Genomic DNA, 23,098 nt, shown 5'->3' on the forward strand with positions numbered 1-23,098 from the left:
TGACTGCATACAAAGCAAATCAGCACCTTATTGTAAATTTATGTCAGATCCAGCCGCCGTCCACCCGAAGCACCTGACCCGTGATGTATGCCGCTGACGATCCTGCCAGAAACAGCACTGCATCAGCGATATCATCGGGCTTGCCCATGCGTCCCATCGGTATCTCATCGGTCACGGCACTGAGATCCTCCGAAGATAGCGTACTGTTCATCTTGGTATCTATAAGTCCGCAGCTGACACAGTTCACGCGCACCCCGCTTGGAGCGCATTCCTTCGCCAGCGCCTTTGTGAAGCCTATAAGCCCTGCCTTGGCGGCAGAATAAGCCACCTCACAGGAAGCACCGCATTCGCCCCACACTGAGGATATATTTATCACACATCCCTCATGCCTGCGCAGCATAGCAGGCAGTACGGCTTTGGTAAGACGCATATGCCCCAGCAGATCGGTGTTCATTATCTCTGTCAGGCGTTCATCAGTAAGATCGGTGAAAAGACCGATATCGGCTATACCTGCGTTGTTTACCAGAAGTTCACACTCACCCAGAGTGTTTTCGACCGCTTTCAGAAGATCCGCTGTCCCTGAGGGGTCAGCTATGTCGCAGTGAAACGCCTCTGCCGTAAAGCCCTGTGTTCTCAGTTCTTCTGCTAGTTTTTCTGCCGATGCCTTATCCCTGTTATATCCTATGGCGGTCAGGTATCCTGCCTGTGCAAGTCTGCGTGAGACCGCGCCTCCTATACCGCCCGAACCGCCTGTTACTATTGCGGCTTTTTTTATCCTGCCCATGATATACTGTCCTTTCGGTATGATATTTCTACTACATTATATCACGGATATCTCTGTTGTGCAAGACCCTTGCTACTATATACCCTCTGGCGGCATTGGACGTGATGTGTTTTCAGCCCTGATATCATCATCTGCTGTGCAGCGTTCTCCCGACGGTATATACACTCGTGTTCCGTCAATCGGGTCAACGGGAAGAGGACAGTTTTTATTATCTTTCACAGTATCGCTCCTTTCATTTTTCGTTGACTTTATTATGCACCGCAATAGAGAAAATATCCGCAGCAGAAAACAAGTACAATAAAGCGTACACATGATGACAACTTTAATTTTTCCACTTGTATTGAAAATATTTTTGTGTTATAATTACATCATCACATACTTGCAAGGAGTGACCTGATATGAAATATAACAGAAAAACAGCACTGATCTACGGGCTGCTGAAAGGGCTTCAGACTGAGTTTTTCGGGATATTCGTTATGCTTTTTTTCTGGGCGGTGTCCAAGGCTATGGGCATTTTTGCTAACCTGATGTTCGGCTTCACGGGATTGATGTGCGTGGTATGCATAATAGCGGACTACGGCATGAAAGAGGGCGGTAAAGCCGCCAATGCAGATACTCTCCACGGTGATGATGTCGGCAGAAAATTCGGACTTAAAACAGGGCTTATCGCTATGCTGCCATTTGCGCTGACAGCCGTAATACTTGCTGTATCGAAATTCAGCGGAGCATTTGATTTTCTTGCTATATTCAAGATAGCTAACGCCTGCCTTTTCCCCGTAATGGATATTTTTGCACATTCCGCTGACATAAAGGATATGAGCCCCGCAGTTTTCCTGCTGATACTCCCATATCTCGGGCTTTTCCCGCTTTCGGCTTATATCGGCTTCAGATGGGGCTACGATAAGGTAGACCTCAAAGACAAGCTGGTGTACAAAAACAAGTAAGCCCGATTTCAGCAAAGGAGGATATCAATGAGATTCGCACACGTTTCCGATCTGCACCTGGGCAAAAGGCTGGGAAGCTACACACTCATCGAAGATCAGCGCTACATACTTTCACAGATAGCAGATACAGCATCTGCCGAAAAATGCGACGGCATACTCATAGCGGGAGACATCTACGACAAGAGCGCACCGTCAGCGGAGGCTGTGAAGCTGTTCGGTGAATTCCTTACAAAGCTGAGCAAAGCGGGGCTCTCGGTATATATAATCAGCGGAAATCACGACAGCCCCGAAAGGATCGACTACGGACGTGAGATAATGGCAGGGGCTGATATACATATATGTGCCTGCTACGAGGGCAGTGCAGAGGTGCTTACGGTAAAGGACGAGTACGGAGAGCTGGATATATGCTCGGTGCCATTCATAAAGCCGTCATTGGTGCGCAGCTATTGTCCCGAAGCGGATATACATACTTACACCGACATGATGCGCACTGTTATAGAACAAAGCGGCATCGACAGGGATAGGCGCTGTATAATGATGTGTCATCAGTTCATAACAGGGGCGGCTACCTGCGATTCGGAATATCTCTCGGTGGGAACTCTGGACAATGTGGATGCAGAGGTATTCGACGGCTTCGACTATGTGGCACTGGGGCATATCCACAGTCCGCAGAACGTGAGAAAGAATATACGCTACTGCGGAACTCCGCTTATATACTCAGCCTCGGAGATATCGAACAAAAAATCAGTGACCATAGCAGATATAAAGGAAAAGGGTAATGTGGAGATAAGCACAGTTCCCCTCAGACCCCTGCGCGATGTTATGGAACTAAAGGGAAGATATGACGAGCTGATGGCAAGGAGTTACTACGAAAGCCTTGACACCGAAGGCTTCTTCTACATAACGCTGACGGATGATACGGATATACCAAACGTTATGCCCAAGCTCAGGACGGTCTATCAGAATATAGTTCAGCTGAGCTTTGACAACAGCCGTACCCGTACTGTATCAGTGGTGACCGCCGCTGTTAATACCGACACCAAGACCCCATACGAACTTGTGGCGGAGCTTTTCAAAGAGCAGAACGGCGCTGATATGACCGAGGAACAATCGGAGTACGTAAAAGATATTATAGACAGTATATGGGGGGACAATGTATGAGACCTCTTAAACTAACTGTACAGGCGTTCGGTCCCTATGCGGACAGAACAGAGATAGATATGGAAAAGCTTGGCGGCGAAGGTCTTTACCTTATCACGGGCGATACGGGTGCGGGAAAGACCACAATATTCGACGGTGTATGCTACGCCCTTTTCGGCAAAGCCAGCGGAGATATCAGATCGGTGAATACCTTCAGGAGCGAATATGCCGATGCAGGCGTGATAACCTTTGCAGAACTGCTTTTTGAGTATGGCGGTACACAGTACCTCGTCCACCGCGAGCCGCGTCAGAAAACTCCCAAAAAGCGCGGTGAGGGCGAAACTGATCTGAACACTACCAACGAACTTTTCTCAGGCAACGGAGAAAAGCTTATTGCTTCGGGGGAAAACGAAGTCACCGAAAAGATCAAGGAGATACTGGGTCTTGACCGCGAACAGTACAGAAATGTTGCGATGATAGCCCAGGGAAGTTTTGCAGAACTGCTGAACACCAAGACCGAGCACCGCACCAAGATACTGAGTGCCATATTCTCCACGGGAAAGTACAGGTTCCTGCAGGACAGACTCAGGGATGAGGCTATTGCGGTCTACAGAAAATACGAAAGATCGGTGGACAGCATACGCTATCTGCTGGAAAATATAAAACTCGGTGCGGATGACCCCTTCCGCGAAGAAATAGCCGCTGCGGCAGCCGCACCCGAATCCGCGGCAGACACGGATATAGAAGAAGTATGCCATAAAGCACGTGACTATGAAAAAGCTTCGGCAAAGGATGCTGAGAAGGGATACTCCGCGGCTGAAAAAAAGCACAAGGAAGCTGCACTGGCACTGGACAGCGGCAAGAAGCTTTCGGAGATCTTCTTAAAGCTTGCCAACGCAGAAAAAACTATGGAAAAACTTCTTCCCGAGCTTGAAAAGGCTCGTGCGGAAGCAGCTGCCATGAACGAAAGATCTCCCGAGCAGAAAGAACTGATAGGTCAGATAGCTGCGGAGGAAAAGCAGCTTAAGAACTACGATGAGGCTGAGGCTGTTATGAAAGAGGCTGACAAATTGAGGAGATCAGCTGATGCGGAGCAAAAGAAGCTTGCCGCACTGAATGAACAGCTAACGTCGGACAGCCGCAAACTCGATGAAACAAAAAAGCTCATATCCGAGCTTGGTGACCTTGGTGCGATGCAGGCTGAAACATCGGGTGAGGCTGAAAAATGCAGGAGCGAGCTGGAGCATATTATGGCTACAGGCAAGGAATTATCGGATGCGGTAAATATGGAAAAAGAAGTAAATGCCGCACTTAAAGCCTACGAGAATAAACAGGCGGAGATGGAACGTCTTGAACAGCAGTATTCTGAGCTGTTTAAGCTTTATCTTGCAGAACAGGCTGGTCTGCTGGCTAAAAAGCTGGAGGACGGAAAGCCATGCCCTGTATGCGGTTCGTTACACCATCCGCAAAAAGCTGTTATATCCGATAAAGCCCCCGACAAGCAGACCGTTGACAAGGCAGACGCTGCGCTGGGAAGGGCTCGTGAAGCAGCTATGAAAGCGGCAGCAGACCATGCGTCGGCAAAGTCAGCACACAGCAAGGCACTGGAAACCGCTATGGCTCACGCCGGGAAGTACAGCGAGGGCTGCACCCCCGAAAAAGCCCTTGAAAACGCCCGTGAAGACTACAAGGTGAAAAACACGTTCCTGAAAGATCTTGAAAAGAAGAAAGAGCTTCTTGAAAAGCAGGTGCAGCAGAGATCAGCCGCAGAAAAGTCCGCATCCGATCTTGAAAAGGCTATCGCTGATAATACACAGAGTATCACAGCTGTGCAGATCAGTTTAAAAGAGTTCTCCGCCAAAGCAGAGGAAAAAAGTCTTTCCGCCAAAAAGCAGCTTGATGCTCTTGCTTACAATAACAAGGCTGAGGCGATGAAACATATAGATGACCTGAAAAACAAGCTGTCAGCCATTGACAAAGCTATCAAGGAAGCACAGGACAGACTTGCAGTTCTTGAAAAACAGCACACTGAACTCACGGGCAGGATCGGTGAACTGAAAGAACAGACAAAGCTTCAGGAACAGCCCGACTGCGAAACACTTGAAAAGGCTGTCAAGGAATGCAAATCGCTTGCCGCTGCTGCACTCGAACGTCGCGACCAAACGTTGAAATGCCTGTCCTCTGCTGAGGAAACGCTTAAAAAGCTCAAAACAGAAATGGCAGACAACCGCGCGCTGCGAAGAGAGTACGGAATAAAGAATGCCGTAAGCTGCACCGTAAACGGCACGCTGACAGGCAAACAGAGGATCCCGCTGGAAACCTATGCTCAGATGGAATATTTTGACAGGATACTCGCCCATGCAAATGTAAGACTGCTGCAGATGACTAACGGTCAGTACGAACTGATACGCAGCGACTCCAGCCGCGGCACTTCAAAAACAGGTCTGGATATTGATGTTAATGATCATTTCACGGGAAGTATACGAAGCATACGTTCCCTTTCAGGCGGAGAGAGCTTTATGGCATCCCTTGCGCTGGCACTGGGATTCTCCGATGAGATACAGCGTTCTTCGGGTAACGTGCGTATAGATTCGATGTTCGTCGATGAAGGCTTCGGCACACTTGATGACGAAACCCTCGATAAAGCCATTACAGCGCTGAACGGTCTGGCAGAGAATTCAAGACTGGTAGGTATAATCTCCCATGTGCCCGAACTCAAAGAAAGGATAGACAGACAGATAGTTGTCACAAAAGACAAATCCCTCGGAAGCTCGGTAAGGATAGTCACCTGACCGACACAGACAAAAGTATATAGACTCGGACAGCTGTGACAGACCACGGCTGCCCGAGTTTTTTCATGTTGATAAAACGGCTGATGCAAAAACACTGTACCGTCTATAAATACTTGCCTCTCACGTACTGGTTAAATTTTATTTTCAGTTAATTATTTTTTTGCATTTGCGCACTTGGAATAATTGCCCAATAACGCAATCGTTTTATGAAGAAATCACGTCACAAATATTCAGGTTAGTAATATTTTGATGTACATAATGCTGAAATCCAATATTTGGCGCTTTGCGATTGACAAATCGGTCAAATTTGCTTGACAAATTTAATCACTATTGGTATAATATAAATATAAAAGTTATCAGCTGCCGATAGCTGAAATCTATTGGGGAAAGGAATTGAGATTCAATGAAATCTATCGGAATTGTTAGAAAGGTCGATGATCTTGGAAGGATCGTGCTTCCCATCGAACTCAGAAGGACCTTTGACCTTGCAGTTAAGGATTCTATCGAAATATACACAGAGGATGACAAGATCATACTCAAAAAGTATCAGAGAAACTGCATATTCTGCGGCGAAACGGAGAATCTTGTTGACTACAAGGAAAAGTCGATATGCGCTAACTGCCTTGCGGAGATCAAGGGATCAAAGTGATCTGAAGGATAAACTGTGCTGACAGCATAGTATCATCAACAGTTATTGCACTATTGCTGTATCCGGTATCAACAAAAAGTTTCAAAACGTGCGTATAAAGATCAGACCCATCGGGGATAATCCCGATGGGTCTTTTGCTTTACTTTGTATATACCGCTTTAAGGGACAGATCTTTCGTATCCAGCAGCAGGATATGTGTAGCCTTACCAACAGTCAGACTGCCGTAATTGTCATCCGCACCTATCGAGCGGCATGGATTAATGGTGGCTGCTTTTATCGCACTTTCAAGGGGAATGCCCATATTTACAGCGGTACGCACACAGTCAGCCAGAGTTGTTACACTGCCTGCAAGAGTTCCGTCAGAAAGTAAGGCTCGGCTGCCTTTTTTTGTCACCTGCTGTCCGCCAAGCTGATACAAACCGTCAGGCATACCTGCAGCCTCCATACTGTCACTTATCAATACTATACGGTCATCCCCGAACAGGGCAAAGGCTGCCCTTATCGCTGTGGGTGAGATATGTACACCGTCGCATATAAGTTCGGCAAATACATTTTCAGTATCGTAGGCAGCACCTATCAGCGAGGGTTCGCGGTGAGTAAAGGGCGGCATGGCGTTATATATATGCGTTACATGGTCTGCCCCGGCAGCAAAGGCTTTTATTGCTGCATCATAGTCACAGGCTGTGTGACCGAGAGAAAAATGCATACTTCCCGAAAGTCTGTGTATACAATCAGCCGCACCCTCTGTTTCAGGGGCAATAGTCACAAGCTTTATCAGCCCTTCGGCAGCCGACTGCCATTCCAGCAGCTTTTCAGCTGAAGGCGGCTGTATAAGTTCCTTCTTCTGTGCGCCGCATTTTTCATAAGATATGAACGGACCTTCCAGATGTATACCTAAAAGCTTCGCACTCTCCTCCCCTGCCGATGTACTGCTGTGATCGACAGCTGTTTTCAGTATAGCGATGATATCATCATCAGGCAGAGTCATAGTTGCAGGGCATAGGGTCGTCACGCCCTGTGAATACTCATACCTGCAGATACACCCGAGTGCATCTGCTGATGCCTCGCAGAAGTCATGACCTGCACAGCCGTGAAAATGTACATCGGTAAATCCCGGTACAACATAGCACCCCGAAGCATCTGCGACCTCGCCGCCGTATTTTACCATAGCGTCCGCAGGAAGTATATCTGTTATGACCCCACTGTCAGTAATGACAGTGAGAGGCTCAAATCGGCATTTTTCAGTAAACACCAGACCATTCTTTATAAGCATGATATGCAGCCTCCTACGGCATCACGATGAAACCTGCTACATCCCCGACACGCACATCATGCAGACCGCTTTTTATGGCATCGGTGTCTATACTGTCACCAAAAGCATAGCTTACTGCCAGCTGAGGAAAATTCACACCAACGGCATCAGCCTTGTAACATCCGCCTGCCATACGGGTATTTATCTCCATAAAGACGTGTTCACCGTTAAGGGGGCGCAGCTGTATATTGTAAGGGTAGTCTATTCTGACCTTTTCGGATATGCGTTCAGCTATGCTTATGAATTCCTTATCGAACCGCAGTGATGTGATATGGGCATCCAGTTTGCAGCGCGGCACAGCGATAAGTCCGCCATCTGTCCTCATGCAGTCGATGCTTATCTCAGGCTCGCTGAGGTATGGCATAACTACAGTAGGATATATCCTGCTGCGTTTTTTAAGGTCGGCAAGGTATGCCTCATAGCTTATATCCTCAGGCATGGACTTAGGTGCGTCATCGTCATAAAGCCGTCTGTAAGTGATACCGCCCTCGTCGCGGTCAGCCTTTATGCATACCTTATGATCCTTTCCATATCTTTCCTTTACCGCCGCATAAGCCTGCTCAAAACCCTCGACAGTGGTTATGCGCTCCATATACGGAGTAGGACAAAGACCGTTTTCCCTCATGAATATGCAGGACTTCATTTTACTGTCAAGCATATCGTTCTGCTCGGTATCGTGGTCAGCAGTAACGTGGGTGCCAATTGCCTCAAATTCGGATATATGGCTTATAACCGCCGCTCTCCAGCGTTTCGGGAAGAATACATCCACAGAATGCTCTCTGCAGAACCCCAGCGCCCATGCTGCATACTCCTCACCGTTCACACCATTTGGCTCAACATACCTTTCGTCTGCCGATGCACCAAAGACGAAATCGGGTTTCTTGGCTGAGGCTATAATGAAGTTTCGCTCATCGCGTTTGAGCAGCTCTATAAAATTATAAGCCTGGCTGAACCAGTGATTGAACCATATTACTCTTTTTCCGTTTTTCATAAAATATCTCCTTGATCTTCAGCGCTTTTATAGTCGTGCTCCTGTCATTTTATCCAAGCACTGAAATTATAGCACATCTGATAAAAAAAGTAAACCCTAATAAGCTCTCTGCGTATACGTTCCTTTATGCAAAATCTATCACAGTACGTTATCCCTGCGGCACTGAAAGGCTCAGGCACTCCCGATATGGGACTTCTACCCGAAGGACTTCCTGAGCACATACAGACAGAACTGACAGACATAAAGCAAGGCTGTACATTTAAATGCGTACAGCCTTTTCTGTTATATCAGAAGCCTTCCTTCCAGCGGCGGATATCCTTGTCGCTGAAGAATGAGAATCCTCCTACGGTAAAGGATCTCTGTTTCAGCTCTTCCTCAGTGAACCAGGGCGTTGTTTCTCCGCCCTCAAGATCATTTACGATATGGAAGCATACCGCAGGTATAAAGCTTTGTCCGAAAAGGTAGCATTTTTCTCCTTTTTCGTTAACTGCCATATCCACTACCATGACCACATGGGTCTCATCGCAGACGATATCACCTATCTGCAATTCATCAGGAGTTATTACTGTGGATTCTTTCATCAGCGAAAGAGTTCCCGCATAGCGCATCACCATTTTGAGATAATTGCGGTACTGCTGTTCGCTGTCATCGGGAAACGCCGCAGGTATCTCGCAGGAATAGTCACCCAGCACCAGCATCCTTTTGCCGTTTTTCCACCTATCGTAGCTGCATTCATCGCCGTTTGAAAACATGAAAGATATCTTGTCATACTGTTCATTCTCATAATAGTAATCACCGTATAGCCTGATTATACTGTCCGCACACTGCTGATAACCCTCATCCCCCACGGTTATATCGAATATAGCCGCAGTGTAGGGTGATTCTTTCGTTGTACCGTCAAACACCGGCAAAGCAGTACCAGCGGGATAAAGGGGGTAATCACGCAGATATTCCGCAAAGCTGCCTTTATCGACAGGTACGCGAGTGTAGCCCTCAGGCGGGAGTATGCGCGTCTGCAAAGTCGTTCCATCGGGGTCGATGGAGTTTATTTCATATTTTTTCTCCGCCTGAACAATGGTAAGTTCAGCGGCTTTCCACTTGGGATTCACGCGGATAAATACTGCCGCGAGAACAGCAGCTATAAATATCAGAAATACTATCAGTATAACTGTCTTTTTGCTTTTTGGTTTTGCCATTTGACACATTCCTTTCGTATTCTGAGAAGTTCTCTTGATAAATGATACCACAAAAGAGATCTCTTGTCAATATCAGGGGATTTTATTGTACAGTTGCTCCATCCTGTATTGACATCGAAAAGATAGTATGCTATACTGATCTTACATTAAAAAACTGCATCTAAAGGAGAATGGATACTATGAATTACAATACGTTAGGACTTTATTTTGAGGCTGAAATGGCAGGATTTGACGGCGAGTGTTTTCATTACAGTGTATACACCGATGACACCCCCGACGAAAATAAAGTGCAGGAAATCGACAAGGCGATAGCAGAATACTTCGAACCCTACGACAGCAAGGAAATTTATATGGGCTATATCGATGTCACTAACGAGGGTGAGAAAATAAACATCGAACTCGACCTGGGAAATGTCGATCCAAAATACGAAAACACAGCCATTGAGGGAATACTCAAGGCTATGAACACTGTTAAAGGCATCAAAAAAGTAATAGTAAACGAAGATTGTGACGATTTCGATTTCTGAATAATACCACTAACGCTGTACCGCAGTTGGTACAGCGTTTTTTGCTGTCCAAAGTCAAATCGACTAAACAAAAACCTGTTGAACTGCTATGTTTTCGGGGTTTTGCTTATTGTAAATATAATTAAATCATGGTATAATAAATAGGTATGCTGAAATTTGTATCGGAGGTCGGAAATGATGTGATTTGCTGATACCATCGCGATCAAAAGACATGATATCCCTGATCTTCCCTGCAAACGGGAGGGTCTCACATATAACGGAGGAAAATTAATGGGCTTAAAAGAAGAAATAAACCGCAGGCGAACTTTCGCCATAATATCGCACCCCGATGCAGGTAAGACCACACTTACGGAAAAGTTCCTGCTGTACGGCGGCGCTATCGCACAGGCAGGTGCTGTTAAGGGAAAGAAAAATTCCCGTCATGCAGTTTCTGACTGGATGGAGATAGAAAAACAGAGAGGTATCTCTGTAACATCATCGGTAATGCAGTTCCAATACGACGGCTACTGCATAAACATCCTCGATACTCCCGGACATCAGGATTTCTCGGAGGATACCTACCGTACCCTTATGGCGGCGGATTCCGCTGTAATGGTGATAGATGCTTCAAAGGGTGTTGAGAACCAGACCAGAAAGCTTTTCAAGGTCTGCGTTATGAGACATATCCCGATATTCACATTCATAAACAAAATGGACAGAGAGGCACGCAGCCCCTTTGACCTTATCGAACAGATAGAGAACGAGCTTGGTATACAGACCTATCCCGTAAACTGGCCTATCGGCTGCGGCAAGGAGTTCAAGGGTGTATACGACAGAGATAAGCGTCATATCATATCATTCTCCAGTGATTCGGAAATGGCTTTCGGCAAGAAAAAGGTAGCTATGGAGGAAGTCGAGCTTTCCGATCCCGCACTGGATGATATGCTGGGAGAGCATCTGCATCAGAACCTTTCAGACGATATCGAGCTTCTGGACGGCGCAAGCTACGAGTTCGATATAAATAAAGTACGAAACGGTGAGCTTTCACCCGTATTCTTCGGTTCTGCACTGACAAACTTCGGCGTTGAGCCTTTCCTTGAAAGATTTCTGGAGATGACCACTTCTCCCACCGCAAGAATGAGCAGCGAAGGTCTTGTAGACCCCTTTGACCCCGAATTCTCAGCTTTCGTATTCAAGATACAGGCTAACATGAACAAGGCTCACCGCGACAGGATCACTTTCCTGCGCGTATGCTCGGGCAAATTCGATAAGGAAATGGACGTTCTCCACGTTCAGGGCAACAAGAAGATGCGCCTTTCTCAGCCACAGCAGATAATGGCACAGGAGCGAGAGATAATCGATGAGGCTTACGCAGGCGATATCATCGGCGTATTCGACCCCGGCATATTCTCCATAGGCGATACCATATGTTCACCGAAGAGAAAGTTCGAGTTTGAGCCGATACCTACATTCGCCCCCGAACACTTCATGCGCGTAAGACAGAAGGACACCCTGAAGCGTAAACAGTTCGTAAAAGGCGCTACCCAGATAGCTCAGGAGGGTGCGATACAGATTTTCCAGGAACCCGAAACAGGTATGGAAGAAGTGATCATCGGCGTTGTGGGCGTGCTCCAGCTTGAAGTTTTCGAGTACCGTATGAAGAACGAGTACAATGTTGAACTTTTCAAGGAGAGCCTTTCATACAGCCATATCAGGTGGATAGACAACAAGGATATCGACGTTAAGAAGCTGAAGCTTTCCAGCGATACCAAGCTGGTGCAGGATTTCCGCGGAAATTATCTGCTGCTGTTCACAAGTGAATGGAATATCCGCTGGGCACTTGAAAAGAATGAGGGTCTTGAACTCAGCGAGTTCAACCGCGGTGCACTGCAGTAATAAATATGTACATCAATACCCGTGGTACTAAGGCGGGTACTCATACAGAACGTTTGTTATCATTATTTTCAGCTATGCTGATACTCAGGGAAAACTCTTTTTTTCAAAAGAATTTTCCCTCAATAATGATAATAAATTTTCTTTATGGATACCGCCATTAAGTATCACGGATATTTTTATGCTGTTATGTCTTTTTTTCTTAGGTAAAAGCGCTGTATTATACCTAGTATTTTGATAGGATATCTAGTCAGAAATTACAAAGATAAATAATTTTCTAAAAACCTATTGACATGATAGGAAAAATATGATATTATTAGTCCATCGAAAGAAACCTAGTAAACAAGTAGGATAAAGATGATAAGAAAGCAGGTGATGATATGAAACATATCAGCCGAAGCGTAAAAGTATCATCACATCTGCGAATGTGTTGTACGATGCTTTAAAAACGCTTGATCGATACTATTTAAATTTTAAATTATAAGAAAAGAGGATAATAACTATGAGCAATATAAATGAAAGAAAACTGAGATTCGAGACCAGACAGCTTCACGTAGGACAGGAGAACCCCGACCCCGCTACCGATGCAAGAGCAGTACCGATATACCTGACATCCAGCTATGTGTTCCACAACTCCGAGCACGCTGCTGACAGATTCGGTCTGAGAGATGCAGGCAATATCTACGGCAGACTTACAAACCCCACACAGGGCGTTTTCGAGGAAAGAGTTGCTTCACTGGAGGGCGGCGTTGCTGCTCTGGCAGTATCCTCTGGTGCAGCTGCTATAACATACGCTATACAGGGTGCAGCTCACGCAGGTGACCACATCGTAGCTGCTAAGAACATCTACGGCGGTACTTACAACCTGCTGAAGCACACACTTCCCGCTTACGGCATCGAAAGCACATTCGTTGATCCTTTCGATTATGATGCTATCGAAGCTGCTATTCAGGATAACACCAAGGCTATCGAGATCGAAACTCTCGGCAACCCCAATTCCGAGGTAGTTGATATCGAGCGCATCGCTAAGATCGCACACGCACACAATATACCACTGATAGTTGATAATACATTCGCTACACCTTATCTGGTAAGACCAATCGAACACGGTGCTGATATCGTTGTACATTCAGCTACCAAGTTCATAGGCGGTCACGGCACAACTATAGGCGGTATCATCGTTGACAGCGGAAACTTCGACTGGGAGGGTGCAGGCAAGCACCCCTGGCTGTATGAACCAAACGTAAGCTACCACGGTGTAAGCTTCACAAAGGCAGTTGGCGCAGCAGCTTATGTTACCTATATAAGAGCTATCCTGCTGAGAGATACAGGCTCTACCCTCTCTCCCGTACACGCATTTGTATTCCTGCAGGGTCTTGAAACACTCTCACTGAGAGTTGAGCGTCATGTTGAGAACGCACTGAAGGTAGTGCAGTTCCTGAAATCTCAGCCCCAGGTAGAAAAGGTAAATCACCCCTCTGTTTCTGAGGATCCCAAGCAGCAGGAGCTTTACAAGAAGTATTTCCCCAACGGCGGCGGTTCCATATTCACATTCGAGATAAAGGGCGGCGCAGCAGAGGCTCAGAAGTTCATCGACAATCTGCAGCTGTTCAGCCTGCTTGCTAACGTTGCTGACGTTAAGTCACTGGCTATACATCCTGCATCTACAACACATTCCGAGTGCAACGAAGAAGAACTGCTGGAGCAGGGCATCCGTCCCAATACTATCAGACTTTCCATCGGTACCGAACATATCGACGATATCATAGAAGACCTCTCCGAAGCATTTAAAGCGCTGTAAGGCTTGGTGCGAAGCTTTTCAGAACAGATAGCATAACAAAGTATTTTATAGGTCATTGACGATCATACCTTCTTAATAAAAAACGCCGCGGCAAGCCATAGTACCGCGGCGTTATTTGATATATACAGTACCGTTTTATTATCACGAAACGTTAAACAAAAACGCGGCAGACCCTTTATAGGATCATGCCGCGTATATTATTTAAGTTTACTTTGCAGATTTCTTATCAACGAACTCGCCTGTAGAAACATCGAATGCCTCACGGGACTTGCTGCTGATTATGAACCATATAACACCTACAGCAACTGCAACACCGGCAACTATACCTATGATAATGCCGACGATATTCTTCTTCTTGGCTTCCTTCTCTTTCTCCTGTGCTGCCTTTTCCTGCTCAGCGATAGAAGGATCTACCCAGTGATTGCCTTCGTCCTTGCAGTTAGTGATAGTAACGGAATTTACCTTGATCTTAGCATCATTGGTAGAACCGAAAAGCAAAGCATCGACCTTCTCAAAATTGTCAGAGCCGTATGCAGTTACGATATCAGCATAGTTGAAGGATTCGGTATTATTCTCGGTATCGACCTCAGCAGGAGCTACCTTTCCCCATACACCGCCTGTGGCATTTACCATTGGGGTATCGGGATTAGACCAGCTCTGGATGATAAGCTCTACGGGGTAGCCTGTAGGGGTTTCGGTCTCATAAGTTTCAAGGATATCATACTTTACTGTAACAACAGACTGATCTGTGATCCTTGTTGCATCAAAGCTCTTGAGATCATCTGGATCCTCAGCGTTGTAATTGAACTGTACGCTCTGTGTCCAGTTATCCGATTCGACCGCATTTGAGCAATCGAGCTGAACATCACCGTCTGCAAAGGCGATGACAGACTGACCTGCCATAACAAATGCTGCCATTAATGCAGTTGTGATCCTGCTGAAAAGTTTGTTTCTCATTTCATGCACCCTTTCATATCATTATCTATTTCCGAACTAACATATTCCCTAATACCATTTTAATACAAGGTTATTTTAGCATATTTCAGCTACTAAGTAAATAGGCAGACTGTAAATTTAAGTAAAAATTCACAGTTACACTGCTCTAAAATCGTCAGGTTGACAAAGTCTGTAAATTAGTATATAATTAAAGAACATCTTAAACGTTTCATTTCACATTTCTCACAAAGTCGAAGTCAGATCATTGTGTTTAAAGCACAAAATAAATTCACATTTTTTATTGCATATCAATAAATTAATAGCTATACCTCCGGCATACCATATTGATCGGTGTTATATTGGAATTTGAAATACCCGACGGTCATTATTCCCACTGCCTGAGGCAGGTGAAGGATAATATCAGCACGATATTTCATTGTTATATAGCACTTCGTGGTGTTGTACTAAAGGGATAGCCATGATGATAAATGAAAAGGAGGAAAAATATGAGAACATTTTTTAGCCGCAGAATAGCATTATTGAAAGTTATCGCGGTCATAGTGGGCATACTTATGATAGTATTCTCCATGGGCGATGCAGTAAAGATCTGGAAAAAAGACTTCGGGAAGATATACGAGATGGGCAGAACGGATTACTCTGAGGATGAACTTATCACAGGCAAGATAGAATACGTATTCGGTACGGTGGCAACCCTTGAAAGCACACAGACAGTCTACGGGATACCGGTAAAAAAGCAGTTAACGCCTTACTATCTATGCTTTGTAACTCCCGATAAAGGTGATGAATATTTCGTTATAGTCCACGCCACTGACAAGGATACCATAAAGACAATGGACAGTCTTACTATACACACTAATTTCGTTTTCGATCATCCCGATCAGAAGGTCACAAGCAATACCGACCCTGTGTACCTGGAGGTCAAGGCAAGACCTGTTCCCGAGGAAGTTATGAGCTACACCATGGAATACATGAAGACCCTTGAACTCTCCGAAAATGATATCAAGAAGATGTTTGCAGACTATATGCTGGAAGAACAGGATTTCTCCACAGCAAAGTTCCTGCCGCTGATCGGACTTGTGATCGCTCTTATACCCATATTAATGTTCATAGTTTCAAAGAAGCGTGCAAAATCTTTCAAGAACAGCCGCACCCATTATGTTAATCAGGGACCTGACGAATATTACAACACACCGCCCTCAAATACAGGCGGCGAGCCTATGAGGCGTTACAGTGCACAGGCTTATGAAGCACATACCTATCCCGGCGGATACAACAGCGGCGACAACGCATCTCAGGGACAGGAAACAAATGCCGAAATGGATTCCATCGACACTTCAAATCTTAAACTCTGAGGAGGATAATAATGCGTATACTTGCAGTTGATTACGGTGATGCACGTACCGGCATAGCTGTATCGGATAATTCCGAGATGCTTGCTTCACCCGTATGCACCATAACCGAGTACCATGCTGACAGGCTGGCACAGAAAATAGCAGATATAGCCAAGGAACAGGGCGCAGGCGAGATAATCGTGGGGCTGCCCATAAATATGAACGGAACAAAGGGCGTTCGCGCTGAAAAGTGCGAAGAGTTCGCAGATATGCTCCGCGCACTTGTTAGCGTTGAGGTCAGGATGTGGGATGAACGCTCGACTACCGTTACCGCACACAGATTTCTGAACGAAACGAATGTCCGCGGTAAAAAGCGCAAGGCTGTGGTAGATACGGTAGCTGCTACTATCATACTGGAAAGCTACCTGGCTTTTCGATCAAAGCACAAAGGATAAGCTGCGGAGGGCCGTGTCTGTGTGGCACGGCCTTTCATTTTTGAACTTTTTGTGAAAACTATTTACAAATTGTGTAAAGCATGATATAATGATATTTGTAAATATTGATTTTTGATAATTTTTATAATAGCTATCCCACTGACGCACCCTGCTGATAAGCCTTTTGATGCGCTGAAACAATATTCGGTCTCCGTCTGCGGTGGGCGAAGGATACACATAATAAATGTACCCTCGTTATACCGGAGTATAAAGCGGTGTGGATAAGGGATAACAATAATATGTAAAAAGGGGAAGGATCAAATGGATTGGGTCGAAGTTGACATATTTACAACATCTGAAGGTATTGAACCAGTTACAGGATGTCTGCTGGGACTTGGCATAAATGGTTTTGTTATAAAAGACGCAAAGGATTTCGAGGAATTTCTCAGCGACAAGAGTGTAAACTGGGATTATATCGATGACGATCTTATGGGTCTTAAAAACTGTGAAACTACAGTAACAGCTTATCTCCCGAAAAATGCACAGGGTCTTGACTACCTGGAAGCTGTCAAGGCGGAGCTCAGAGCACTTAAAGACCGTGACAGCGAAAGCAGTTTCGGAAGACTTGAATACGAGCTCAAAAACGTCCGTGAAGAGGATTGGGCAAATAACTGGAAGCAGTACTTCAAGCCGCTGGAGATAGGTGACAAACTTCTGATAAAGCCAAGCTGGGAACCTGTTCCCGAGGGCGAGAACAGAAAGATACTTGAGATAGACCCTGCATCGAGCTTTGGTACAGGTCAGCACAACACCACACAGCTTTGCCTTGAACTGGTCGAGAAGTATCTCGGGGATGGCGACAGAGTACTAGACCTCGGCTGCGGCAGCGGTATACTTTCAATAGGTGCTGTTCTTCTGGGAGCGAAAGAATGTACAGCTATCGATATCGACGCAAACTCTGTGAAGATAGCAGGCGAGAATGCTGAGAAGAACAAGATCCCTGCCGAAAAGTACCATGCTATATGCGGAAATGTTATCGATGATCCCGCACTGGTGGCTGAGATCGGTACAGGCTTTGATATGGTATGCGCAAACATCGTGGCTGATGTGCTTATAGGTATGAGCGGTCTGTTCAAAGGATTCCTCAAAAAGGGCGGCAGACTGATAGTATCCGGTATAATAGATATGCGCAAGGATGAAGTACTTGATGTTATAAAAGCGCAGGGCTTCGTACTTGATGAGATAAGAGAAAAAGAGGATTGGGTAGCAGCTTCTTTCAAAGCTCCCTAAACCCGTAAAACAGCAGAACGAAAGGAAGTGCTAAAATGCAGCTGTTATTTTTAGTGATCAAAAGAGTGGAACTGGTAGACATGGTAATGCACGCTCTTGCTTCGGCAGGAATAAAGGGAGGTACCTGTATTGACAGCGTTGGCATGGCAAAATCCATATCTGATATGGACAATCTCCCTATGATAGGTGTTCTCAGAGCGTTGCTAAGCGGTGAAGACCCGAACCAGAAGGGCAAGACTATATTTGTAGCTGTTCATGAAGATCAGGTTGAGATCGCTAAAGAAGCTATCCACAGCGTTACAGGTGATCTTTCAAAGCCTAACGCAGGTGTGCTTTTCGGCGTTCCCATATCATTCGCAGAAGGCATAAACTGACAATTATTTATAATATTACAAAAAAATGCCGGCCGCACAGGGATATTAGTGCTGTCGGCATATTATTTTACAGTATTGCATTCTCTGTAAAAATGTGCTATAATTCACATAAACGATACATACTATCAAAGGTCAAAACAGTTCTCAGATAAACACCTGATGAATAAGATATACAAACAGACGGCAGTACATAACAGTGCTGTGAAGTTCATCTGCGGAAACAGGATATACAGCAAACCTTCAAGCTGTGGCCGATCGGCATTACGTGGGTGATTTTTTCAGGAGATGATATTATGAGCGGAGATAACAGCGTTAAACAGAAGGATCCTCAAAGCCTTGCCATGAAGGTGTCAATAGTCAGTATACTTGTAAATACAGCCCTTTCACTGCTGAAGCTGCTGGCAGGCATATTTGCACGATCGGGTGCCATGATATCCGATGCTGTGCATTCGGCTTCGGACGTATTCAGTACATTCGTTGTTATTGCAGGCGTAAAAATGGCAGGCAAACAGCCCGATAAGGAACACCCATACGGTCATGAGCGAATGGAATGCGTGGCATCTGTGATACTTGCGGTGGTACTTGCCGGCACAGGCTTAGGTATAGGTATAAAGGGTGTTGAAAAGATAGCAGGTAAAACATCGGGCGGAATTGCGGTGCCGGGGGCGCTGGCACTGGCAGCCGCTGTTATATCAGTGCTTGTCAAGGAAGCTATGTTCCACTACACTAAACGTGCGGCTATGAAGATAAATTCAGGGGCACTTATGGCTGATGCTTGGCATCACCGTTCCGATTCCCTTTCCTCTATCGGTTCATTCGCGGGAATACTTGGTGCAAGAATGGGTCTGCCTGTGCTTGACCCTCTGGCAAGCGTGATAATCTGCGTATTCATTGAAAAAGCGGCATTTGATATATTCATAGATGCTGTAAATAAAATGGTGGATAAGTCATGCAGCGATGAGGTCATCAGCGAGATGAAAGAACTGATACTGAATACAAAGGATGTTCTGGGCATTGACGAATTCAAGACAAGACTTTTCGGATCCAGGATATATGTTGAGGTAGAGATTCGCATGGATCCTTTCAAGACCCTTGTTGAAGCCCATAACACCGCCGAGGAAGTTCACGATTCAATTGAAGCCGCCTTCCCCGATGTAAAGCACTGTATGGTACACATCAACCCCGATATCTGAAACAACGAATAAATGATATGAATGTGGACAGAAAGGAAATGTGGTAATATATACCGCTTTACCTTATATGTCCACTTTTTGTTAAGTTTTAATTTTATTTTTAGCCGCAATTAAGACAAATATTCTAACATATTATTGAACTTCACTAAAGCATCACTATAAATATGTCTTTATAATTAATATGTAATAAGATAAAAATTTATAAATCCTATTGACATTTTCATTGTTATGTGCTATACTAATAATCAACAGAAGGTTCGCCTTTTTGAACAAAAGCAGGTTCATAATAGATCTGTTAAGTGTGCAATCAGGCAACAGTATTGATTTTTCCAATTTTTGTAGATGCTGTTTAGATGTACGTATTATCGGACCTTCTGGACTCTTTTCTCCAAAACCGATGTGATGTCCGGAATTATTTAACTTCAATCATTTATTTGCTCATTTCTCCTTTGTCGGGCAGCACGTCGGCAGAAAATATCGTCTGTTATACAGGCTTGAAAACAGTCTTCGATTCTTCGGAGGCTGTTTTTTGATATTATATCAATTCAACTGGAAAAGCTTGACATTTTAACACCAATCTGTTATAATTAATATACATTAGAAATATTGTATTTACATTTGCACAATATTTAAAGATCGAGTTATAAAGATGAGGTGACAAAATGAAAAAAGATAATGCAAAATTCAAAACCAGCAAACAAAATTTCATAATAGCGCTTGCACTTCTGCTGGCAACCAATGTGCTTATGGGCATCATACTCATGGAGATCTCCAAGAGATCATTAAAGGAACAGATATACGGAAGGATGCTGGACGTTGCAAAAACCGCCGCAGCACAGATGAACGGCGATGAGATAAAAACTGTAACAGCTAACGACAAAGGCACCGAGGAATATGAAAGAGCAGCTGCAATACTCCGATCATACCACGATAATATTGATCTTGATTACATTTACGGTATCAACGATGACGGCGACGGAACTTTCTCTTTCACCATTGACCCTGACCGTGAAGATCCTGCGGAATTCGGTGAAACTATAGAAACCACCGAGGCTCTGAAGACTGCCGCCAAAGGAACACCAGCCGTAGATAAATATACTCATTCCGACGAATGGGGCAGATTCTACTCGGCTTACGCTCCGATATTCGATTCCGAGAAAAATGTCGTGGGTATTATAGGTGTTGACTTCAACGCTGATCTGCTGGATCAGAAGATGAATTCTCATATTACAATAGCCATAATATTGACCGCAGCCGCCCTGACCATAGGTATTGCCCTTGCAGGTGTGCTTATGTCCAAAAACCGAAAGAGTTTCGAGCGTATGCTGGCTAAGCTGGAACTGCTCAATGCAGAAACAGAAAAGCTGGATGACATTATCATGAGAAACTCAATAAAGAAAATGGATTTGCTGCCCGGCAACAAAAGCGGAGTTCTTAAAACTCTTGCATCAGGCGAAGCTGTACATGATAAAACCGTACAAAACGAATATGCATCACTGACCGCCAGCGTTGACCAGGCTTACGAAAAGATCGAAAAGTATATGCGGTACATCAACACAGAGGTTTACACCGATCAGACTACAGGTGTGAACAATAAGGCGGCTTACAGAAATAAGATATCAGAATTAGACAAGGATATCTCTGAGGGTAAGGGTGATTTCTCCGTGGCTTTCTTTGATATAAACGGTCTCAAAAAGATATACACCCACCACGGCTTTGAAGCAGGTGAAAAGCTCATGTTTGAATGCGCGAATATTCTTAAAAACGTATTCGGCAAGGACAATGTCTATCATGTCACAGGCGATGAGTTCATAGTTCTGGCGGATAAAGTATCACGTTTCCAAATGGAGGAACTGTTTGCTGCTTTCGATGCCGAGATAGATAAGTATAACGACGAACACGTTAAGGAACACCTGCTCTCCGTCGCTAAAGGTACTGTATCATACGATAAAGAAAAACATAACAGCTACCGTAAAATCTTCATCGAAGCCGAAGCAAACTGTAAACTCGATAAAGAAGAGTATTACAAAAATAAATCCTCAGATAATTCCATCTTCGGAAGATAACATATTATAAAAATTAACTGCTTCAGGGCGGGTACTCATATAGAACGTTTGTGATAATTATTGAGGGAATCCAGTAGTTACCAACAATATTCTGTATGAGCACTGCCATGAAGCAGTTACTTTTTTATGAGTATTATTATCTTACGGTGACAGTGAAGGCTCTGTGTGCTATATCAGCGGTCTGCCACTTACCATTTACCTTAGCGCATACTACCATAGTGTATCTGCTGCCGGGTCTGAGCTTAGGAGAAGTGAAGGTAGTATTATTTGTATACTCCTGGACCTTCCATTTACCTGCCAGTTTTACAGCTATGCCGTACTGTTCTGCGCCCTGAACAGGAGTCCAGTTGATGCGGAACTGGTGGTACTTGATATCATAAAGGATCGAAGATATCTCAGGCTGAGAATAGTTGTATTCAGGCTGCTGCTGACCGCCGAAGACTGAACACTTCTTGGAAGTAGCCTTTATGCCGTTTGAGCCGTTTATAAGAGCATCTCCCCAGGGTGTAAGGGACTTTCCTGCGAAATCATACGAGATATCCAGATATGAAAGATCGGAGTTATTACCCTTCCATGACCAGCCAAGATATCCTACATTCTTCTGAGTGCAGTAACTCATGATAGTAGCCTCATCAACGTCACCGCCTGTGTGCTGTCCGCCGAATTCACCTATAACAACAGGTACATCTATGCTGAGCGCGTCATCTATATTCTTCTTGATGGTTGAAGCGTTTCCGCCTGCATACTCATACATATGTATGGAGAATACAGTATTGCGGTCAACGTCAGCCTCGTATACAGATCTGCCGTATTCCTTTATGCAGGCAGGATACTGTCCCCAGCCAGCGCAGTCTACCATGATCATATTATCTATATCGGCATTTCTGAGCTTCTTAACAGCTGACTTGTTGCCTTCTGCCCAATTATAGCTGTTCCATTCACCGTACCACTCATTAGCGATATTGAGTATTACATATTCCTCATTTCCCTGAAGAACGCTCTTGTTCTCGATCCAGTAATTTACGGCATTATCCAGATCATAAGTGTTGTTGCTGCCTGTAGCGTCATGCACTTCCAGGATGCAGATAACATCATTCTCCTTGCAGATATTGATGATGTTCTCAAGCTCACTCTTTGAAGTTTTTGACCATTTCTGACCGTCAGCTACAACTACTCTTACAGTGTTGGAACCATTTTCAGCCGCGCCGATAACAGATGTGTTGGTATCGTTCTGATACCATGCGTGAGCGATGTTAACGCCTCTCATAACAAAGGGCTCGTTGTTAGCGTCCAGGATCTCTGTACCGCTTACATGGAAGCCGCTCTGTGCAGCGCCCGCACTGATACAGCTCATAGCTGCCGCTGCAGAAACTGCGATAAATGCCGCGCTCATGCCTGAATAAATGTTCTTGAACTTTTTCATACTACCATTTCCTTTCGTTTCA

At 45.0% G+C, this 23,098-nt stretch carries 20 protein-coding genes; 13 read left to right on the forward strand and 7 right to left on the reverse strand.

What is annotated here, in order from left to right; genetic code table 11:
• Positions 1–43 precede the first annotated feature (43 nt).
• Together ymfI and RUMAL_RS21830 are read right to left on the reverse strand one after the other, a co-directional pair.
• The gene (gene ymfI, locus RUMAL_RS13110) at positions 44–784 is read right to left on the reverse strand and encodes an elongation factor P 5-aminopentanone reductase (protein WP_013499184.1); all 741 of its coding nucleotides are present in this window, start codon (positions 782–784) and stop codon (positions 44–46) included.
• Between the two features lie 75 nt (positions 785–859).
• On the reverse strand, positions 860–1,003 hold the full coding sequence (locus tag RUMAL_RS21830; RefSeq protein ID WP_154662780.1) for a hypothetical protein: 144 nt from the start codon (positions 1,001–1,003) through the stop codon (positions 860–862).
• A gap of 179 nt (positions 1,004–1,182) precedes the next feature.
• On the opposite strand from RUMAL_RS21830, the gene RUMAL_RS13115 reads away from it, so the two are divergent.
• From RUMAL_RS13115 to RUMAL_RS13130, 4 genes are all read left to right on the forward strand, one after another.
• On the forward strand, positions 1,183–1,728 hold the full coding sequence (locus RUMAL_RS13115; RefSeq protein WP_013499185.1) for a hypothetical protein: 546 nt from the start codon (positions 1,183–1,185) through the stop codon (positions 1,726–1,728).
• A gap of 27 nt (positions 1,729–1,755) precedes the next feature.
• Positions 1,756–2,889 carry an exonuclease SbcCD subunit D gene (locus tag RUMAL_RS13120; protein ID WP_013499186.1) on the forward strand — a complete coding sequence of 378 codons (1,134 nt, stop codon included), beginning with the start codon at positions 1,756–1,758 and terminating at the stop codon, positions 2,887–2,889.
• Positions 2,886–5,660, forward strand: a complete 2,775-nt coding sequence (locus tag RUMAL_RS13125) for an AAA family ATPase (protein ID WP_013499187.1) — start codon at positions 2,886–2,888, stop codon at positions 5,658–5,660. Before RUMAL_RS13120 ends, RUMAL_RS13125 begins: the two co-directional genes overlap by 4 nt.
• A gap of 403 nt (positions 5,661–6,063) precedes the next feature.
• Positions 6,064–6,309 carry an AbrB/MazE/SpoVT family DNA-binding domain-containing protein gene (locus RUMAL_RS13130; protein ID WP_013499188.1) on the forward strand — a complete coding sequence of 82 codons (246 nt, stop codon included), beginning with the start codon at positions 6,064–6,066 and terminating at the stop codon, positions 6,307–6,309.
• Positions 6,310–6,448: 139 nt separating this feature from the next.
• On the opposite strand, the gene nagA is transcribed toward RUMAL_RS13130, so the two are convergent.
• From nagA to RUMAL_RS13145, 3 genes are all read right to left on the reverse strand, one after another.
• Positions 6,449–7,582, reverse strand: a complete 1,134-nt coding sequence (gene nagA, locus RUMAL_RS13135; RefSeq protein WP_013499189.1) for an N-acetylglucosamine-6-phosphate deacetylase — start codon at positions 7,580–7,582, stop codon at positions 6,449–6,451.
• A gap of 13 nt (positions 7,583–7,595) precedes the next feature.
• A complete protein-coding gene (locus RUMAL_RS13140; RefSeq protein ID WP_013499190.1) occupies positions 7,596–8,612 on the reverse strand; it encodes an ATP-grasp domain-containing protein in 1,017 nt (338 codons plus the stop codon).
• Positions 8,613–8,899: 287 nt separating this feature from the next.
• Positions 8,900–9,808 (reverse strand): DUF4846 domain-containing protein, encoded by a 909-nt coding sequence (locus tag RUMAL_RS13145; RefSeq protein WP_013499191.1) that lies wholly within the window; start codon positions 9,806–9,808, stop codon positions 8,900–8,902.
• Positions 9,809–9,987: 179 nt separating this feature from the next.
• Here RUMAL_RS13145 and RUMAL_RS13150 point away from each other — a divergent pair, with 179 nt between their 5' ends.
• From RUMAL_RS13150 to RUMAL_RS13160, 3 genes are all read left to right on the forward strand, one after another.
• Positions 9,988–10,335 carry a hypothetical protein gene (locus RUMAL_RS13150; protein ID WP_013499192.1) on the forward strand — a complete coding sequence of 116 codons (348 nt, stop codon included), beginning with the start codon at positions 9,988–9,990 and terminating at the stop codon, positions 10,333–10,335.
• A gap of 270 nt (positions 10,336–10,605) precedes the next feature.
• Positions 10,606–12,210 (forward strand): peptide chain release factor 3, encoded by a 1,605-nt coding sequence (locus tag RUMAL_RS13155; protein ID WP_013499193.1) that lies wholly within the window; start codon positions 10,606–10,608, stop codon positions 12,208–12,210.
• A gap of 499 nt (positions 12,211–12,709) precedes the next feature.
• Positions 12,710–14,008, forward strand: a complete 1,299-nt coding sequence (locus tag RUMAL_RS13160) for an O-acetylhomoserine aminocarboxypropyltransferase/cysteine synthase family protein (protein ID WP_013499194.1) — start codon at positions 12,710–12,712, stop codon at positions 14,006–14,008.
• A 207-nt stretch (positions 14,009–14,215) separates the two neighbouring features.
• On the opposite strand, the gene RUMAL_RS13165 is transcribed toward RUMAL_RS13160, so the two are convergent.
• Positions 14,216–14,965 (reverse strand): hypothetical protein, encoded by a 750-nt coding sequence (locus RUMAL_RS13165; protein WP_013499195.1) that lies wholly within the window; start codon positions 14,963–14,965, stop codon positions 14,216–14,218.
• Positions 14,966–15,450: 485 nt separating this feature from the next.
• Between RUMAL_RS13165 and RUMAL_RS13170 the strand changes: the two genes are divergently transcribed.
• The 6 genes from RUMAL_RS13170 to RUMAL_RS13195 all read left to right on the forward strand — a co-directional run bounded on the left by RUMAL_RS13170 (position 15,451) and on the right by RUMAL_RS13195 (position 21,653).
• Positions 15,451–16,317, forward strand: a complete 867-nt coding sequence (locus tag RUMAL_RS13170; protein WP_013499196.1) for a DUF6709 family protein — start codon at positions 15,451–15,453, stop codon at positions 16,315–16,317.
• Between the two features lie 11 nt (positions 16,318–16,328).
• Positions 16,329–16,751, forward strand: coding sequence for a Holliday junction resolvase RuvX (ruvX, locus tag RUMAL_RS13175; RefSeq protein WP_013499197.1), 423 nt, complete (start codon positions 16,329–16,331; stop codon positions 16,749–16,751).
• 300 nt (positions 16,752–17,051) lie between these two features.
• Positions 17,052–18,020 carry a 50S ribosomal protein L11 methyltransferase gene (gene prmA / locus RUMAL_RS13180; protein ID WP_013499198.1) on the forward strand — a complete coding sequence of 323 codons (969 nt, stop codon included), beginning with the start codon at positions 17,052–17,054 and terminating at the stop codon, positions 18,018–18,020.
• A gap of 35 nt (positions 18,021–18,055) precedes the next feature.
• Positions 18,056–18,394 (forward strand): hypothetical protein, encoded by a 339-nt coding sequence (locus tag RUMAL_RS13185; RefSeq protein WP_013499199.1) that lies wholly within the window; start codon positions 18,056–18,058, stop codon positions 18,392–18,394.
• A gap of 293 nt (positions 18,395–18,687) precedes the next feature.
• The gene (locus RUMAL_RS13190; protein WP_013499200.1) at positions 18,688–19,587 is read left to right on the forward strand and encodes a cation diffusion facilitator family transporter; all 900 of its coding nucleotides are present in this window, start codon (positions 18,688–18,690) and stop codon (positions 19,585–19,587) included.
• Positions 19,588–20,249: 662 nt separating this feature from the next.
• The gene (locus RUMAL_RS13195) at positions 20,250–21,653 is read left to right on the forward strand and encodes a diguanylate cyclase domain-containing protein (RefSeq protein ID WP_013499201.1); all 1,404 of its coding nucleotides are present in this window, start codon (positions 20,250–20,252) and stop codon (positions 21,651–21,653) included.
• 136 nt (positions 21,654–21,789) lie between these two features.
• Here the strand turns inward: RUMAL_RS13195 and RUMAL_RS13200 are convergent, their stop codons facing one another.
• Complete coding sequence (locus RUMAL_RS13200; RefSeq protein ID WP_013499202.1) at positions 21,790–23,076, reverse strand: glycoside hydrolase family 5 protein; 1,287 nt, start codon at positions 23,074–23,076, stop codon at positions 21,790–21,792.
• Positions 23,077–23,098 lie beyond the last annotated feature (22 nt).

The organism is Ruminococcus albus 7 = DSM 20455, assembly GCF_000179635.2.
Lineage (GTDB): Bacteria > Bacillota > Clostridia > Oscillospirales > Ruminococcaceae > Hominimerdicola > Hominimerdicola alba.